This window comes from Rhodovulum sp. BSW8, assembly GCF_003314725.1.
GTDB classification, from domain to species: domain Bacteria; phylum Pseudomonadota; class Alphaproteobacteria; order Rhodobacterales; family Rhodobacteraceae; genus Rhodovulum; species Rhodovulum visakhapatnamense.
In genome coordinates this window covers 73,703-90,638 of sequence record NZ_QNVX01000003.1, presented here as the reverse complement: position 1 = coordinate 90,638, position 16,936 = coordinate 73,703, and the positions used below count along the sequence as shown (strand labels likewise).

The following is a 16,936-nucleotide window of genomic DNA, read 5'->3' as shown; positions in this document are numbered from 1 at the left end:
CCGGTGACCGGAGACGTCTCTCGCACCCGTCCTCTAGCGTTTAGAACCCGACCGTCCGACCGTGACCCCTGCCGCTCGCCTGCAAGCCGCCCTCGATCTTCTGTGTGACATCGACAGCGCCATGCGTCCCGCCGATGCCGTCGTCGCGGCCTGGCTGCGCCCCCGGCGCCATATCGGCGACAGGGACCGGGGGGCGATCCTCGATCTGATGCAGGCGCTGCTGCGTCATCAGGCGCGGCTTGGGTGGTGGCTGACCAAGCACGGGCGCAACGATACGCCCCGCGACCGGATGCTGGTCTGGCTCGCGCTCGCCGAGGGCAGGACGCCCGACCAGATCAGGCGTCTTTTCAATGGGGCGAAGGCCGCGCCCGCCGCGCTGACCGAGCCAGAGCACGCGCTTCTGACCAGATTGCGGGGCTGCACCCTTGTTCATCCGGCCATGCCCGACGAGGTGCGCCTTGAATGCCCGGCCTGGGCGGCAGCCCCCCTTCGGCGGCGCTTCGGGGCGACCTTCGAGGCCGAGATGGCGGCCCTTCTGACCCCGCCCCCGCTCGATCTGCGGGTCAATCCGCTAAGATCGTCGCGCGCGGCCGTGCTTGGCGGGCTGAAGGATCTTGGCCTTCACGCGGAGGCCTCAAGGCTTGCGCCCCACGGCATCCGGGTGCCGGAACGCCTGTCGCTTGCCCGCCTCGAAGGGCTCAGGACCGGCGAGATCGAGATCCAGGACGAGGGCTCGCAGCTGGTCGCCCTGCTGGTCGATGCCCGGCCCGGAGAGCGCGTGGCCGATTTCTGCGCCGGGGCCGGTGGCAAGACCCTGGCGATCGCGGCCCAGATGGCCAACAAGGGCCGCCTTGTCGCCTGCGATGTCAGCGAAGGCCGCCTGAAACGCTGTGCCGAGCGCCTCCGGCGCGCGGGCGTGCAGAATACCGAAACCCGTCTGCTGACCAGCGAAACCGACCGCTGGGTCAAGCGCCAGAAGGGCAGCTTCGATCGCGTCCTGGTCGACGCGCCCTGCAGCGGCACGGGCACCTGGCGGCGCAATCCCGATGCCCGCTGGCGCGCGCCGGAAGAACGCGGGCTGGACGGTCTGGTGGCGCTGCAGGGCCGGATCCTCGCGAGTGCCGCGCGGCTGGTGAAACCCGGCGGCCGGCTGGTCTATGCGACCTGCTCGATGCTGATCGAGGAGAACGAGGACCAGGTGGCCGCCTTCCTCTCGGCGTATCCCGGGTTTCGCGTCGTGCCGCCGCGCGAGGCCGCGCCCGGGCGGGCGCCCGGGCTGGCGACTGTGGCCGGGGGCGCGTACCTGTCGCTGACCCCCGCGCGCCACGATACCGACGGCTTCTTTGCCGCCGTCCTTCAGCGCGAGGATCCGGCGCCAGCCGCGGAGGGCGAGAACCGCCCGCCCCACGGCACCTGAGCGCGCGGCCTATTTCCGGGGCAGCGGCACGCCCTTGGTGGTGAAGGTCTGCCCCCTGAATCCGCCGCGCGCGGGACGTTTCTTGGCGGCAGTCTTTGCGGTTCCGGGCGGCTGAGACGCGGGCACAAGCTGATCGGGGCGCGGGCCGATGAGGTCCGCACGCCCCATGGATCTCAGAGCCTCGCGCAGAAGCGGCCAGTTTTCGGGGTCGTGATAGCGCAAAAAGGCCTTGTGCAGGCGGCGCTGCCGCCCGCCGCGCACGGTCTCGACCGGTTCGGAGGCGCCCCGGCGCACGGCTTTCAGCGTGTTGATGCCGGTGTGGTACATGGCCGAGGCCGTGGCCATGGGCGACGGCAGGAAGGTCTGCACCTGATCCGCGCGATAGCGGTTCTTCTTCAGCCAGAGCGCGAGGTTCAGCATGTCCTCGTCGGTGGTGCCGGGATGGGCGGCGATGAAATAGGGAATGAGGTAATATTTCTTGCCCGCTTCCCTTGCGGCGGCATCGAACATCTCCTTGAAGCGGTCATAGGTGCCGATGCCGGGCTTCATCATCAGTTCGAGCGGCCCGCGCTCGGTATGTTCGGGCGCAATCTTGAGATAGCCGCCCACATGGTGGGTGACGAGTTCCCTGATATAGTCAGGGCTCCGGACGGCCAGGTCGTAGCGCACGCCGGAGGCGACCATCACCTTCTTGACGCCCTCGACCTCGCGGACCTTGCGGTACAGCCGGATCAGGTCGTCATGCGAGGTATCGAGATTGGGGCAGATCTCCGGAAAGACGCAGGACGGCAGGCGGCAGGCGGCCTCGACCTTCGGGTCCTTGCAGGCCATCCGGTACATGTTGGCAGTCGGCCCGCCGATATCCGAGATCACGCCGGAAAAGCCCGGGGTCTTGTCGCGGATATGCTCGATTTCGCGCAGGATCGAGGCCTCGGACCGGCTCTGGATCTTGCGGCCTTCATGTTCGGTGATCGAGCAGAAGGTGCAGCCGCCGAAGCAGCCGCGCATCACCGTGACCGAGAACTTGATCATGTCCCAGGCGGGGATCTTGGCATCGCCATAGGACGGATGCGGCGCGCGTGCGTAAGGCAGGTCGTAGACCGCATCCATTTCGGTACTGGTCAGCGGGACAGGCGGCGGATTGAGCCAGAGGTCGCGGTCGCCATGGCGCTGGACAAGCGGGCGGGCATTGCCCGGATTGGCCTCGCGGTGCAGCACGCGCGACGCCCGCGCATAGGCCTCGCGGTCGCTTGCGACCTCCTCGAAGGATGGCAGCCGGATGACGGTGTCGCCGGACTTGCGGCTGGCGCCCTCATCGGCAGAGGCAAGATCGTCGGCCCGCAATTCCTGGCACTCGGCGGGCACCGGGCGGAACAGCGCGACGCCCCGGATCGTGTCAAGATCTCGGGCCGCCTCGCCGGCCGCCAGCCGGTGCGCGACCTCGACGACGGCGCGCTCGGCATTGCCGTAAAGCAGCAGGTCGGCCTTGGCATCGGCCAGGATCGACCGGCGCACCTTGTCGGACCAGTAATCGTAATGCGCGATGCGCCGCAACGAGGCCTCGATGCCGCCCAGCACCACCGGCACGTCCTTGTAGGCTTCGCGGCAGCGCTGCGTGTAGACTATGGTGCAGCGGTCCGGCCGCTTGCCGCCCTCGCCGCCCGCGGTATAGGCGTCGTCATGGCGCAGCCTGCGGTCCGAAGTATAGCGGTTGACCATCGAATCGAGATTGCCGCCGGTCACGCCGAAGAACAGCCGCGGGCGCCCCAGCGCCCTGAACGGCTCGGCCGATTGCCAGTCGGGCTGCGAGATGATGCCGACGCGGTATCCCTGGGCCTCGAGCAGGCGGCCGATGATCGCCATGCCAAAGCTCGGATGATCCACATAGGCGTCGCCGGTCACGACAATGACATCGCATTCGTCCCAGCCAAGCGCCGCCATCTCGGCCCTGCTCATGGGCAGGAACGGCGCGGCAGGCCGGCCGGAAGAGGGTCGGCGCGATGGCGAAAAAAGGGGAGGAACAGAGCTGCGCATGATCTTCGCCTATAGTCCGGGTGCCGTACAAATTCAAATCAACTCGCTTTGGCGGCCGGTCCGGTCATGCCTCGATGCTGGCACGCCCCGGAACCGCCCTGCCCGTCTCGCGACGCGTCCGCCTTGCCTGACCCGCCTTGCCTGACCCGCCTTGCCTGACCCGCCTTGCCTGAAGAGACGCGGCCAGCACCGCGGACCCCGGGCGGCGCGGGACCTGCAAATGCCTCACTTGCAGATCGGCAGCTCCTGCGGCGCGAGTTTCGGCAGGGACGCGCGCCAGTCATCGATGATCGGCCGGAGCGTCTCTTTCGGCCAGAACCGGGGCGCGCGGATGGTCCGCAGGCAGGTGTCATTCCAGTAAAGACCGGCGCGCGACAAGGATCTGCCGGCCGTCACTGCGGCCGCAACGGCGTCGATATCGCCCGAGTCCGGATAGATATAAAGCGTGGTCGGGTCGTCCTCGACCAGCGCGAGAATTTCCTCGGCCGCGGTCTCCGACCAGGTGGTGCAGCCATTGCTGCGGCCGCCGGTATAGTTGACCAGTCGTCCATAGGGGACAAAGCCCTCCGCGTCGGCATGGGGGCTTTCCGGGTTCTGGAACCGGCACTGCCATCTCACCAGAACGGCCGGATGTCCGCCAATGGCCCGTTCCCGGGCATTCGCCGTCTCGCCTTCGCCGTCATACAGCAGAAACGTGCGGTAGAAGGGGACGCGCCGGTTCGCCGCACCGACATAGCCCTTGAAGGAGGTCCGGGTTTCGGCGGTCACATAGGGGCCGCCCGCGGTCAGCTTGGACCCTTCGGCATTGCTGAAATGCCGTGCGCAGTCGCGGTCGTTCGAGAAATCCGCGCGCTGCAGCTTGCGCCCGTTGCCATGACCCGACGACACCGCGCGAAAGGACTTCTGGGCTTCGCAGATGACATAGAACCGGCGGCCCGGCGTGCCGTCGCGCGCGGTGCTTGGGCGCGTTGCGTCCATGGCCAGGTAGCAGGGATTGCGCACCGTGCCCTGCCGCAGTTTCTCCAGGTAGAGCGCGCGCGCCCTGTCCAGAACCACCGGGGCGATCTGGCCCTCGCCGGTGCCCAGATGCGCCTGCAGCCAGGCCGGAACCTCCGGGGTCTCGGCGCGCGAGGGGGACGGGCCGCCCTGCACGGCCACCACACCGGCCGCAAGGGCGACGCAGAGCGACCTGAACCGCAATGTGAACCTCTCCTTCTCGACCGTCGTCGTCGCGAGCATAGCACAGCTTCGTCCCCGGCGGGGATCGGGCTCCGCACCTGCAGATAAGCCGTCGCCCGCCCCCGGCCTTGCCCCCCGCAGAACCATCCGGTCCGATCGCGCGGCATGGGACCAATCCGATAAGATTGAATCGGTTCTTTTTTTCGCAGTTGGGACCGAGTTTACGACTGTCGTGCCATGGGAATGAAGGGGGAACGATGAATTGAGGAGCAATGCGCCAAATGGCGGTCTCCGTTCTGGCGCCGATCCGGTCGGCATTGACCAAACATCCAAGCCCCGAGGATGCCGCAAGCGTGGTCCACGGAACGCCGGTCGGCGCCCTGGTCACCGCATTCAACGCAATCGCCTTTGCCGCCAGTTCCTTTCAGGACGGCAACGCGGTCTTCCTGGCTTTCTGGCTGCCCGCGGTGCTGGCGCTGTGCCTGACCATGATCCGGAAGTCGCGCAAAGCCGCCAGGCGCAGGGTGTCGCGGGTTTCTCGACGGGCGGCCCGCATCCTGACCCGCGCATCCGCCTCGCTTGCCCTGCCCTGGGCCGCGCTGGTGGTCTATGTCTTCGCCGCCCACGGGCCGGGCGAGCCGATGATCGTCCTGCTGGTCTGCGTCGGCATGCTGTCGGGCGGGGCTTTCATGCTGCACCGGGCCTTCGTCGCGGCGCTGACCTATATGCTGACAATTCTCGTGCCAGTGATCTTTTCCGTCCATTTCGGCGGCTGGGCTCAGGCCTGGTCAGTGACCGCCTTCGCCACGGCATATGGCGGCTTCCTGGCCTATTTCGCCTTCACGGCAGGCGAAACCGCGCGTCAGCGCGACGACTCGGTCGCGGCCCTGTCGGATGCCGTGGCGCGCCTGAAAAGGGTGCATGACGAGAATTTCCTGCTGGCCAATGTCGACGACGTGACCGGGCTTCTCAACCGCAAGGCCTTCAACGACCGGCTGCGTCAGGCCGTCGACAGGCAGCAGGCGGGCGGATGCAGTTTCTCGCTGCTTCTGATGGATCTCGACCGCTTCAAGAACGTGAACGACCTTTTCGGGCATGGCGTGGGCGACGAGCTTCTGGCCGAGGTGTCGCGACGGCTGCGGGCCAACCTGTCCGAAGGGGATCTGATCGGCCGACTGGGGGGCGACGAATTCTGCGTCCTGCTGCCAGGCGCCACGGACGAGGCCGCGATCCAGTCAATTGCGGGACGTCTGCTCAGGGTTCTGAATGGTCCGGCCCGGCTCACCGGAGGCGTTGTCTATCCCGGGGCATCCTTCGGCGCAGCGATCTGTCCCGACGATGCCGCCGATCCGGTCGACCTGCTTCTTCGGGCCGACCTTGCCCTCAACCACGCGAAGGAAACCGGGCGCGGCCAGTGCGTCACCTTCAACGACCAGCTCCGTCAGCAGCTGATCGCCAGCGACGAGATCGAGGCGGGCCTGCGCATCGCGCTCAAGGAAGACCGGCTGAGCATTGCCTATCAGCCCAAGATCTCGCTGCACGACGGACGGGCCGTCGGTGCCGAGGCGCTGGTCCGCTGGAAGACCGCCGAGGGCGAGAACATTCCGCCCGACCGTTTTCTGTCCATCGCCGCCGAACGCGGCGTGCTGCCCGATCTTTCGCGCCATATCGCCGGGATGATCGCCGGGCATATCCTGACCTGGCGCCGGGCCGCGCTGAGACCGGGCAAGGTCGCCCTGAACATCCATCCCGACGACCTGAAATCGCCCGAATTCCTCATGGCCACCATCGCGATGTTCGAGGCGCAGGGGATCGACGGCAAGGACCTTCTGCTGGAGATCACCGAGGGCTGTTTCATCGGCCGCGGCACCGACATGGCGGCCATGGTGCTGGAGTCGCTGGCAGATCGGGGCTACGAGCTGTCGCTTGACGATTTCGGCACCGGGCACGCCTCGCTGTCGCATCTGAAGAAGATCCCGGTCAGCGAGGTCAAGATCGACCGCAGCTTCGTCGCGGGTCTTGGTGTTCGGCGCGACGACCGGGCCATCGTTGCGGCGATTGCCGAGATCGCCAAGGGCATGGGGATCCGCTCGGTCGCCGAAGGGGTCGAGGACGACACCCAGCGCGCGATCCTGACAGAGATGGGCATCGACCTCGGTCAGGGCCATCTGTGGTCGAGGCCCATCGCCGCCGAGCAATACGCAAGCTTTCTGGGCAAGGGCGGGGTTAAACGCCGCGCGTGAGCCTCTCTCGCCGCCGTGACGGTCGGGTGGGTCCGGCGCCGGAACGCCGCCCCCATGGGCGGGCCTCCATCCGGCCGGGGCGCCGCTGAATTTCCGGGTCTCGCCGGTTTTCAGCCGGGCGAAACAGGAAGTCACCTCCCTGCGCACGATCGGCACCAACACGCAAGGCGCCGCGTTGTTCACCGCCGCCATCGAGAAAACCGCCGCGTCCGAAAAGCCGATCACCGGACCAGGGCTGGCCGAGCCCCGATCACGACGAAGATGCAGAGGGTGACCTTGAAGATCCGCTCCTGCAGCCTGCCCCCGCCGAAAAGGCAGGCGGCCGCAAAGACGATGCCGGTGATCCAGCCCGGATCATCGCCGACAAGGCCAGAGATTTGCGCATGGGCCCGATTGGCCTGGACCATGTTGCCGCCGCCAAGCGCCCCGAGAATGCAAAAGACCGAGAACAGCTCCGCGAGACTGCGGCCGCCCTTCTTGCCGCGTTCGACAAAGCCCTTTTTCGTGGAGTACATCGGCCCGCCCGAGACGGTCCCGTCGGGGTATTCGTTGCGGTATTTGACCCCCAGCGTGCATTCTGTGAAACTTCGACGCCATTCCCGGAAGACCGGCAAGGAACATCCAGAACGCGGCCCCGGACCCGTCGATGCCGACGGCAACCGCCACGCCCGCGATATTGCCAGCCCGACAGCGCCGTGTCGAGCGCCTGGAAATGGCTGACCTCCCCGGCATCGTTCGGATCGGAATAATCGCCCCGGACCAGCGCAATGGCGTGAAAGAAGGCGCGCACCTGGATCAGCCGGAAATACCAGGTGAAGACCGAGGCGGCCACCACCAGCCAGAGCACGATCCATGGAAAGCCGACGAACGGGATCGGCGCGAAGATCAGCGCCACGAAGGGGCCGGTGACCGCGGCAAAGGCCTCGTTCACCCTGGCGTCGGCGGTTGCGGCCTTATGGGCAAAGGACATCGCCGGGATCGTCGTCGCGGCTGCGAGGGCGGGGATGATTGTCGATCTGGGCATCGCGGATCTCCTCAGCCGACGACGGTGACGGGGATGGTCGAATACATCGCGAGGTTCACGCCGGACGAGCCGAAAAGCCGCTGGCTTAACCCGCCTTTCGAGGCGCGGCCGATCGCGATCAGGTCGGCGCCGTTTTCCTCGGCCAGCCGGTGCAGCTTGTCCGCGACATCGCCGTGATGGACGAACCCCGAGGCCGTGACCCCGGCCTTTGCGAGCGCCGCCACGGCCGGATCGACGATGCGGTCCTGCGCCGCCACGACCTCTTCCAGCCGCCGCTTGTGCCGCTCCGCGTTTTCCGCTTCCGTCTGAAAGGAATGGGGCGACCATTCGATGACATAGACGACAAGCAGGACGGCGTCCTCCATCGCCGCGGCCAGTCGCTTTGCATGATCGAGCGCCCATCCGCCCGTCTCATGCCCATCTGATCCCACGAGAGCCTTCTTTGGGTCATCCCTCCGCTGTCGGTTTCTCCTGGTCGTTTTGGGTCGCGCATGTCCCGAAACGGCAGGCCGGATCATCACAAAAACGAAACTACTTGATAACGACCCCTGATGGCTCGCCCGCGACCTGCGGGAAAATGCGGTCAAACCGTGCAGGCGTCGGCCCTGTCGCCGCCAAGGCGGAGGGCGAAACACAGCGAGGGTTTCGTCGGGTGCAAGGCGCGGACTGACGGCAGGCGATGCCGCCGGGAACGGGACGCCCATTCGAACCGCGGCGCCGCCTGGCGCATCACAATTGACCTTAGGTCACCTTCGGCGCGTCATTCGGGTATTTCGCGGCCGCGTTTCTTTTCAGTGCGTTCAAGTATGCCTCGCCGTCCGAGGCCCTTCTGACCCAAATCCTCTTTCCCCGGGAGGCGCCGATGCCCGGCCCCGCAATGCATCGCATGATCGCCGACCGCCTGAAGGCCGCCATCCAAAGCGGGCGCGGGCTCGGCGAGGGTCCGGGACCGGACGAGTTCCAGAAACTGCAGGCCCTTCTGGCCGACCCGAAGAACCTGCCCTACCTGTTTTCGGCTGCCACCGGCCGGACCCGTTCTTCTTCAACACCAGGGACCTGAACCCGTCGGTCGGCAAGCTGGTCGAGATCTGTAACGACGTCGGCGACGTCATCGACGACTTCAAGGAGGCGCTGCTGTCGGTGGTGCCGCAGCGGGTTCCGGACGCGCTCAGGCCTTCGACGAGGCCGTGGACGAGGCGATCGAGGATTCCGCGCTGCTGAGCGAGCGGGAGCAGACCTTCAATGACATCAACAACGTGCTGGTCGGGTTGCAGGCGACGCTGGCCGAGGCGCTGAAGGCCTTCGTGTCCGACTTCAACCTCTTCGACCGGATCTCGCCCCCCTGTCGCGACGGCGCCGCAGAGGGCGGGCGGCGGTGGTTTGACGCGATGCATTACCGCAAGACCGGGCGCATGGCCGAAGGGCTGCTGACCTCGACCCGCGACATGTCCTCGCCGCATCACCTCTATGCGCTGGGCTACCTGCCCCATGTGGGCGCCGACACGGTCGGCCATGCCTATGTCAACCTCTGGTCCGGCGGCCCCTGCCGCAGCCAGTCCCAGCGCCACAAGACGGGCGAGAATTTCCAGGATGTCTTCAACCTGCTGAATGTCACCGGGCAGGACTGGAACCGCTCGAAGATCCACGCACTGTGCAATTTCAACTTCACCGGCACGATCTCGGACGAAGAGCCCGAGGGCGACCCGAAGCTGCCGCCCGATTTCGCGGCCTTTCTCGCCGGGGCGATGAACAAGGTCTATCAGGAGGATGGCAACCCCGACCCGGATTATGTCAGCCGGATCACCGCCTCGGGTGTCGATGATACCTATCGGCTCCGGTACCGGTTCATGAAGACCTTCACCGATACCGGTCCCCTGCCCGCGCCGGTTCCCTGTTCGCTGACCGCCGGGCTGCGCGAGGTCTGGGAAAAGACGACGGACAATCTCGACGAGGTCGGCGGTTTTCTCGAGGACGCCACCGATACCGCGTCGGATTTCGGGATCCTCTCGATCTTCATCCTGCTGGCCGCGTTGGTGATCGCGGCGGTGATGGCGGCGGCGGCACTGGCCGACGCCATCGCAGGGCCGTCGTGACGCTGGCCACCGCGACGATCCGCTATGCCGCCTGCCTGATCTACGAGCAGGTCTACAACGCCTTCATGATATTCCGCCTGTCGCTGGCGCTGAACGGTCTCGGCTTCCCGATGATCGAGGATCTGACCGCCCCGCGGCTGCGCCAGTTCGTGACGCCCTCGATGCCGGACCCGACCGGCACCAGTCGCGGCCAACGTCGCGGGGCGCGAGCCGCTGCTGCGTTTCTCGGCCGATTTCCTCAGCGACCCGCTTGCGGTGATCTTCAACCAGGAACGTCACCTGATCCATCCGCTGACCGATGGCGAGAAATCCGCCGTGCGGCCCGCACCCGGCAGCTGTTTCACGCAATTCGCCACGCATTACGCCTTTGAACGGATCCCGCTCGACGACGATCTGGTCATCCAGCTTGCCGCGATGCAGGAGGCCGGCGGCGATCCCGACGAGGCCGCGCTGCTGGCGCTGCTGGGCCAGCGCACGCTTGGCAACGGGCTCGACTTCAGCGGCCATCTGTACGCGCGCTGGTTCCGCGAGTTGCGGATCCCGGATTTCAACCTCGACAGCGACCGCGGCTACGGCTTCCTCTGCTGGCGCCAGAAGGGCGACAGCCCGAACGAGCCGACCCGGCTGATCACCAATCTCGACCAGGCCGACCTGCGAACGGTGAGCCTGACGACCCTGCCCTGACCCTTTTTCCGTGCGCGCGAGAGCGCCCCAGGGCGGAGCCCGACCCATGAGCGAGACCCTGAAGATTGCCCGCGACGACCTGGCCGAACTGCGGAAGCGGCGCGAGGCCTATGCCCCCGACACCGTCAGGAAGCTGCAGGACGAGTTTCGCCGCAAAAAGCGCATGCCACCCGGCGTGTTCCATGACAGCTCGTCTCTTGTCATCCGCTCGTTCGACCGCGCCACCGGTGTGCGGCCGTTCTCGGGGATCACCTTCTGGCATTCGCCCGACCTGACGCTGTCGCCGGTCACCAATCTCGGCACCGCGAAGGTCGAGCATTTCCTTGTCGATCCGACCATCTGCTTTTCCACCCAGTTCGCCGAGAACCTGACGCTTGGGGGGGGGTACCCCAGGCCTTCGTGCCGGCGCTGGGGGCTGCCGAAACCCGGTTCGTCTGGACCGTTCCGCCCAGCCAGTCAGGCCATAAATGCCTGTTCGCGCAGGTCTTCTCGTTCTCGCCGCTGGATCTGCCGGTCGACGATGTCGCGCTCGATCCCCGGCTCGACCGCCATGTCGCCCAGCTGAACCTCGACATCCTCGGGCAGGCGCAGGCGGTCAATTTCAACCTCGTGCACCGGGCCAATGCCCGGATCGACCTGGCGATCCGCGCCTTGCAACCGACCGAGTTGATGGCCCTGCGGCATCCGGCGCTGGCCGGGATCGCGCCCTTCCCGGACATTCCCAAACGCGGATGGGCCGAGCTGAGGCTTCGCAAGGGCGGGGGCGAGGTCAAGGCCGAACCCATGCCCGAGGGCCTGCGGCTGTCGATCACCGGGCGCGGCATATCGCTTGACGACCAGAAGCAACTGGGCGCAGCGATGCGCGCGGCGCTGAAGGCGATCGGCGCGGGCAAGACCCAGGCCTTGGCCCATCGCGATCTCTTCGCGCGGTTCCGCGAGATGACGCGCGAGGCCAGGCAAACCGGGCTCTCGCTGCGGACCCCGCGGCTGGGCATCCCGAAGGGCCAGGCCATCGGCGTCGAGGGGATCGGGATCGATCAGGTCGCGGGCGACGGACCGATGGGCGGGCTGACGCTGGTCGTGTCCGGCTGACCCATCCGGGCCCGCCTCAAGGCGGCCCGGGCCTTGCGGGTGCGCCCGATGCCAGCAGGTCCTGCCTGCGGAATACCAGTTCGGGCAGGATCGTCTCCCATTCGTCGCGGCGGATATAGGTCTGGAAGGCCTCGTCGTTGTCGGTTTTGCGCCAGCGTATGACCGCCCCGACCCTTCCCGAGACCAGACCGGTGCCCTCGGGCGGCGCCCAGGTCCTGGCCATGCAGCCCAGCACCCGGCCCTGCCCGTCGAGGATCCTCCATTTTCCGCCTTGCAGGTCCATCGTGACCGGGTCGCCGACCTTGGCCGCGGCGATGGCGCCAAGGGTCGCGTTCCCGTCGCGCAGACGCCCGGCATAGGACAGATCGACCGAGGCCAGGTCCGGCACCTGATACTGGTCGGGCTCGGGCAGATCGAGCCTGCGCGGCATCTCGACCTTGCGCAGCACCTCGCTTTCGGAATCCGCGATCACGAAGGCATGCGCCCCGCTGGTCACCACCGCGAGGCTTCGGCGCGCGCGGGTCATGGCGACGTAGAAAAGGCGGCGTGGCGCCTCGCCGTCCTCGCCGCGCGACAGCGCCTTCCAGCCGCCGTTCAGGATCACCACATGGTCGAATTCCAGCCCCTTGGACCGATGCGCGGTCAGCAGCAAAAGGCCTTGTTGCGCCTCGCGGATATCCCGCGCCCATTCGGCCAGCCATTCGATGGCGTCGGGAACCGGGATGGTCTTGCCGCCCAGCTCGCGCGCGAGGCCGCCGATGCCTTCGGCCAGCAGATCGACCCAACGGTTCGGCGCCTCGGCGTTCAGCAGATCGAGGATGTCCTGGATCGACAGCATCGCCGTCGGGCGGGCGCGCAACCCCGCCACGAGGCGCTGCATCTCGCGCAAGCGCCAGACGCTTGGCAGTTTTTCGTTGGCCATCTCGACCGGCACCCCAAGCCTTTCGGCATAGGCGCGCACCGGGCCAAGCCGCCGCCAGTCCCGCGAGACGATGGCGCAGCGGCCCCAGCTGAAATCGGGGTCGAGCCGCGAGATCCGGACCAGTTCGTCGACCGCCGCCACCGCCTGGGCCCGGTCGTCCTCGGCCACGTCGAGGAACTGCACCCGCCCCCGACCCACCGGGTCGTGGCCCACCATTGCGCCGCCGCCGGGGTCGAGACGGCGGGCGGTGTCCACGGTGATCTCGTGCCCGGCCTTCATCCGGCCCCGCGCGGGTTCGATCACCTGATTGGCCGCGTCGATGATGTAACGGGTCGAGCGGTAATTCTCGGTCAGGAACTTCGGCTTCGCGCGGTAGTCTTCCTCGAACTGGCGGATGTAGGAAATCGAGGCCCCGGCAAAGGCATAGATGTTCTGGTCGTCATCGCCCACGGCAAAAAGGCTCAGGCGCTGGTCGGGGTCCTCGAGCGAGCGACCGGCGACGGCGGCGATCAGCGCATATTCCTCTGGGCCGATATCCTGGTATTCGTCAACGAGGATCCAGCGGTAGCCCTGGATCAGCGCCTCGCGCTGCGCCTCGGCCTCGGACCGGCTGAGGCCCTCGCCGGTGATCTGGCGCACCGCCTCCAGCAGGATCCCGTCGAAATCGCGCGTCTCGGCCGCGCTGTCGGCGAAACTGGCCCCGACCAGCCGCATCGCCAGCGCATGACAGGTCGACACGGTGACCCGCGCCGCATCCTCGCCGACCAGACCGCGCAGACGGGTGCGGATCTCGGCCGCGGCATGGCGGTTATAGGTCAGCACAAGGATCCCGCGCGGATCCTCGCGCTTGACGCGCAGCAGATAGGCGATGCGATGCACCAGAACCCGCGTCTTGCCCGAGCCGGGCCCGGCCAGCACCAGCACATTGGTCTCTTCGCGGTCGTCGGCCACGATCTCTTGCTGGACCGGATTGCCCAGATCCTCGACGATCTGCTTCCAGGCCTTGCCGGTGGTCTGACGGCGGATCTCGATGCCGCGGCCGGGCATCCAGCGTTGCAGAAAGCGGTCCTGGTCCAGCGCGAAATAGTCTTCCGACAGGCGCACCGCCTCGTCGATGCGGTCCAGCCCCCTGTCGGCATAGGCCGCCATCACATGGGTCTGAAGCGTCTGTTCGCGGTAATGTTCCTCCAGCGGCAGGAAGTCCTTCCTGGTGAAGCCCGCCCGCCCGGGCTTGAGCTCGATGGTCATGGCCGACCGGAACACCGTCAGACCCTTGCCCAGCACCACCGCCTGCTGTTCGTGCAGCCACAACAGCGCGCGTTCCATGAGCTTGGTCATGTCCTTCACGCCCGTGTCCCGGATCAGCGCGTCGCCGGTCAGCGCCCCCAGCAGCGCGCCCGCGGTCGTCTCGACCTGAATATCCTTGCCTTTCGTGCCGGGCGGCACCTTGGCGATCAGCAGATCCAGAAGCTTTTCGGCCGCCATCCAGCGCACCGAAGCCGTCTGTTCCACGGCCCGCCACGTTCGCTGAAGCACCACCTCCAGCGTCTTGGCGGACAGCTTGCGCAGCCGGATATTGCCGAAGCCCCCGTCGCTGTCGCGCCCGTCCCGTTCGATGCTGCGCAAGAGCCTTTCCAGAACATGGGGGCTTGCCTCCTCATGGCCTTCGCCGCGCAGACACTGGCTGGCCGCCGCCAGATCGAGCGGCGCGCCATCGCCCACTCCGGTGTCGGGCGCAAGCTCGCGCATCCGGGCGACCAGCGCCTCTTCCAGCCGCATCGCGCGCCTCATGCGCTGGCGCGACTGGTTCTCGACGCCGACATGCACCGAAACGGTGATGGCGATGTCGTTGCGCGCAATCCCCAGCGTTTCGAGATCCGCCATCGCCTTGCTCAGCGCCCGGTGCGTCAGCCCGCTGATCCCGGTCAGCTCGTCGGTGGTAATCCCCCGGTCGGGCGGCGTCGCCATCACATGGCGCACGATGCTCAGAAGCTGGTCGCGCCGCGTCGTGCTGATGTCGTCCCGGGTCAGGCGGGTTTCGGCCTCGGCCAGGGTGCGCACCAGGAGCGACGAGGGAAACACCTGCACCCGGTTTTCCTCGCGCGAGACCAGAGCCGCCTCTTCCAGCCACGAGACGGCCGTCTTGATGCGGGTGTCATCGGTCGCGCTGTCGCGCACGAAGTCGCGCTCCTTTTCCTCGCGCATGATTTCGCCCGGGGTCGCGACCACCCTGCCGCTGTTGCGGGTATGTTCGTCGATCCGGCGCAGGGCCCTGAGAATGGCGCCGATTTCCCGCTGCGTGAGGCGCGAGCGCGCGGTCAGCGTGAACTGCCGTTCGACATCGTCCGACAGGTACAGCAACACACAATCGGCCGGATCGCGGTCGCGCCCCGCCCGCCCGGCCTCCTGCAGGTAGTTCTCCAGCGATCCGGGAATGTCGGCATGGACCACCAGGCGAATGTCGGGCTTGTCGATGCCCATGCCGAAAGCGTTGGTCGCCGCGATCACCCGCAACGCGCCCCGGCGAAACCGGTCCTGCACCGCCAGCTTGTCGTCGGCGGTCAGACCGGCGTGAAAATGCGCGGCGGCAAGCCCCTGATCCTTGAGAAACTGCGCCACGCGTTCGGTTTCGTTTCGGGTGGCGCAATAGACCACCGCGCCCGACGTGTCGCCCTTGGGCAATCGGTCGGACAGGACCGTCAGGATGTCACTCAGCTTGCTTTCCTTGCCGGTCGGCAGCACCGAGAAGGTCAGGTTGGTCCGCGTGGCCCCGCCATCGAACAGCCGCAGCTCGACGCCCAGCCGGTCGCGGAAATGGTCGGTGATGTCGCGCACCACCTCGGGTTTCGCGGTGGCCGTCAGGCACAGCACCGGCGCGGGTGCGGCATCGCTCGAAAACTCGCGGACGAAGCGCCCGACATAGCGGTAGTCCGGCCGGAAATCGTGCCCCCATTTCGAAACGCAATGCGCCTCGTCCAGCACCCAGAGCCCGACCTCGCGCTGCGCCAGCACCGACCGGACCGAGACGCTGCGCAGTTGCTCGGGCGAAATCAGAAGGATCGCCGCCTGCCCCAGCCGCACCCGGTCCAGCGCGTCCTGCCGTTCGGGCATCGACAGCATCCCGTTGACGGTCACCGCGGACGAGATCCCGGCCCGTTCCATCCCCTGCACCTGGTCGGCCATCAGCGCCACCAGAGGCGAGATCACCACCGTCAGCGCGCCGGTCTTCTCGTAAAGGCTGAGCGCCGGAACCTGATAGCAGACCGATTTCCCCGTGCCGGTGGGCAGGATGCCAAGGACATTCGCATGCCGCATCACCTCGGCCACGATGACCTGTTGCAGGGGTATGCCGTCGCGGTCCACCGGCTGGGGCCGAAAGCCGTCAAAGCCGAACCACGACCTCAGCGCCGCGACCGGGTCGTTCTTCGTGGCGCACCAGGCGCAGGCATCGTCGCCGCAGCTTGTGTCGCGCAGGTCGCGCACGATGAGTCCCGCCTGCGGAAAGCTGGCCCGCACCCAGGGCGGCATCACCGACTCTCCGCCCGCGACCGAAATCCAGGCCAGCGCATAGGCCATCGGCCAGCCCGCGTTCGGGTCGGAAAGCGAGTCCAGCACCGGCCCGACCCGCGCGCCGCAGACCTGTCCGGCCAACAGGGTCTCGATGGCGGCGAAGGCAGCGGCGCGATCCGGCCGGGGCGCCTTGCGGACATCGCTGAAGACGGCGTCAAACCCCTCGGACCGGTCCATGAGCGTGGCGAGGTAATGATAGGCAATCAGGCTTTCGGGCGATGTCGTCCCGATCCCGGTCAGCGCCTCGATCTGGTTTTGCAGCACCTCGAAGACCAGCCGCGCATCCAGTTCGGGATCGTTCACATGCCCCGCCTGCAGGCGCCCGTCGCGGTAATGCTTGACAAGATGGTGGTAGGGATTGCGCGGAAAGGCCAGCGGATTGAGCCAGAGCGTATCGATCGGCGCGGCCAGTTTCGCGGCCAGCCTCGGCCGGACCGCCAGCAGGTGTTCGATATCGTGGCGCAGGATGTTATGGCCGATGACATGCGCGGATTTGCCCAGCGCCTTTTCAAGCTGGTCGAGCCCCCGGGCGACCGGCCCTTTGGGCGCCACGACCGCGGGTCCGCCGCCAAACCGGACCGCGGCCAGATCGAAGATCCGGGCCGTCTTGGGATCGACTTCCAGATCGACCGACAGACACCGCTCCAGCAGGGGCGTCTTGTCCTCGGTTCGCGATCT

General features: G+C 67.2%; 11 protein-coding genes and 1 pseudogene. 7 read left to right on the top strand and 5 right to left on the bottom strand.

Annotation, left to right across the window (positions count from 1 at the left end):
• Positions 1-61 precede the first annotated feature (61 nt).
• Entirely contained in the window at positions 62-1,417 is a 1,356-nt protein-coding gene (locus tag DSD19_RS00940; protein WP_113668217.1) for an RsmB/NOP family class I SAM-dependent RNA methyltransferase, read from the top strand.
• Between the two features lie 9 nt (positions 1,418-1,426).
• On the opposite strand, the gene DSD19_RS00935 is transcribed toward DSD19_RS00940, so the two are convergent.
• Positions 1,427-3,373 carry a YgiQ family radical SAM protein gene (locus tag DSD19_RS00935; protein ID WP_243627582.1) on the bottom strand — a complete coding sequence of 649 codons (1,947 nt, stop codon included), beginning with the start codon at positions 3,371-3,373 and terminating at the stop codon, positions 1,427-1,429.
• A 303-nt stretch (positions 3,374-3,676) separates the two neighbouring features.
• Positions 3,677-4,690, bottom strand: a complete 1,014-nt coding sequence (locus DSD19_RS00930; protein ID WP_243627580.1) for a murein L,D-transpeptidase catalytic domain family protein — start codon at positions 4,688-4,690, stop codon at positions 3,677-3,679.
• A 221-nt stretch (positions 4,691-4,911) separates the two neighbouring features.
• Between DSD19_RS00930 and DSD19_RS00925 the strand changes: the two genes are divergently transcribed.
• Positions 4,912-6,873, top strand: a complete 1,962-nt coding sequence (locus DSD19_RS00925) for a bifunctional diguanylate cyclase/phosphodiesterase (RefSeq protein WP_113668215.1) — start codon at positions 4,912-4,914, stop codon at positions 6,871-6,873.
• A 302-nt stretch (positions 6,874-7,175) separates the two neighbouring features.
• On the opposite strand, the pseudogene DSD19_RS00920 reads toward DSD19_RS00925, so the two are convergent.
• Together DSD19_RS00920 and DSD19_RS00915 are read right to left on the bottom strand one after the other, a co-directional pair.
• Positions 7,176-7,843: pseudogene (locus tag DSD19_RS00920) on the bottom strand (alanine:cation symporter family protein); the annotation flags it as partial.
• A gap of 65 nt (positions 7,844-7,908) precedes the next feature.
• Positions 7,909-8,328: a universal stress protein gene (locus DSD19_RS00915; protein WP_243627579.1), complete on the bottom strand. Its 420-nt coding sequence runs from the start codon at positions 8,326-8,328 to the stop codon at positions 7,909-7,911.
• Between the two features lie 431 nt (positions 8,329-8,759).
• On the opposite strand from DSD19_RS00915, the gene DSD19_RS00910 reads away from it, so the two are divergent.
• The 5 genes from DSD19_RS00910 to DSD19_RS00895 all read left to right on the top strand — a co-directional run bounded on the left by DSD19_RS00910 (position 8,760) and on the right by DSD19_RS00895 (position 11,766).
• Positions 8,760-8,957, top strand: a complete 198-nt coding sequence (locus DSD19_RS00910) for a hypothetical protein (protein WP_113668213.1) — start codon at positions 8,760-8,762, stop codon at positions 8,955-8,957.
• A 127-nt stretch (positions 8,958-9,084) separates the two neighbouring features.
• On the top strand, positions 9,085-9,990 hold the full coding sequence (locus tag DSD19_RS00905; RefSeq protein WP_113668212.1) for a hypothetical protein: 906 nt from the start codon (positions 9,085-9,087) through the stop codon (positions 9,988-9,990).
• Positions 9,987-10,361, top strand: a complete 375-nt coding sequence (locus tag DSD19_RS21345; protein ID WP_133260338.1) for a hypothetical protein — start codon at positions 9,987-9,989, stop codon at positions 10,359-10,361. The genes DSD19_RS00905 and DSD19_RS21345 overlap by 4 nt, the downstream gene beginning before the upstream one ends.
• A complete protein-coding gene (locus DSD19_RS00900) occupies positions 10,246-10,674 on the top strand; it encodes a hypothetical protein (RefSeq protein ID WP_113668211.1) in 429 nt (142 codons plus the stop codon). Before DSD19_RS21345 ends, DSD19_RS00900 begins: the two co-directional genes overlap by 116 nt.
• Before the next feature lie 399 nt (positions 10,675-11,073).
• Entirely contained in the window at positions 11,074-11,766 is a 693-nt protein-coding gene (locus DSD19_RS00895) for a hypothetical protein (RefSeq protein ID WP_113668210.1), read from the top strand.
• 16 nt (positions 11,767-11,782) lie between these two features.
• Here DSD19_RS00895 and DSD19_RS00890 read toward each other — a convergent pair whose 3' ends face one another.
• Complete coding sequence (locus DSD19_RS00890) at positions 11,783-16,846, bottom strand: RecQ family ATP-dependent DNA helicase (RefSeq protein ID WP_165828014.1); 5,064 nt, start codon at positions 16,844-16,846, stop codon at positions 11,783-11,785.
• Positions 16,847-16,936 lie beyond the last annotated feature (90 nt).

Bases quoted from the DNA above. Each gene is read 5' to 3' on its own strand.
- DSD19_RS00930 (WP_243627580.1), bottom strand. From the start codon at position 4,690: ATGCTCGCGACGACGACGGTCGAGAAGGAGAGGTTCACATTGCGGTTC.
- DSD19_RS00910 (WP_113668213.1), top strand. From the start codon at position 8,760: ATGCCCGGCCCCGCAATGCATCGCATGATCGCCGACCGCCTGAAGGCC.
- DSD19_RS00925 (WP_113668215.1), top strand. From the start codon at position 4,912: ATGGCGGTCTCCGTTCTGGCGCCGATCCGGTCGGCATTGACCAAACAT.
- DSD19_RS00935 (WP_243627582.1), bottom strand. From the start codon at position 3,373: ATGAGCAGGGCCGAGATGGCGGCGCTTGGCTGGGACGAATGCGATGTC.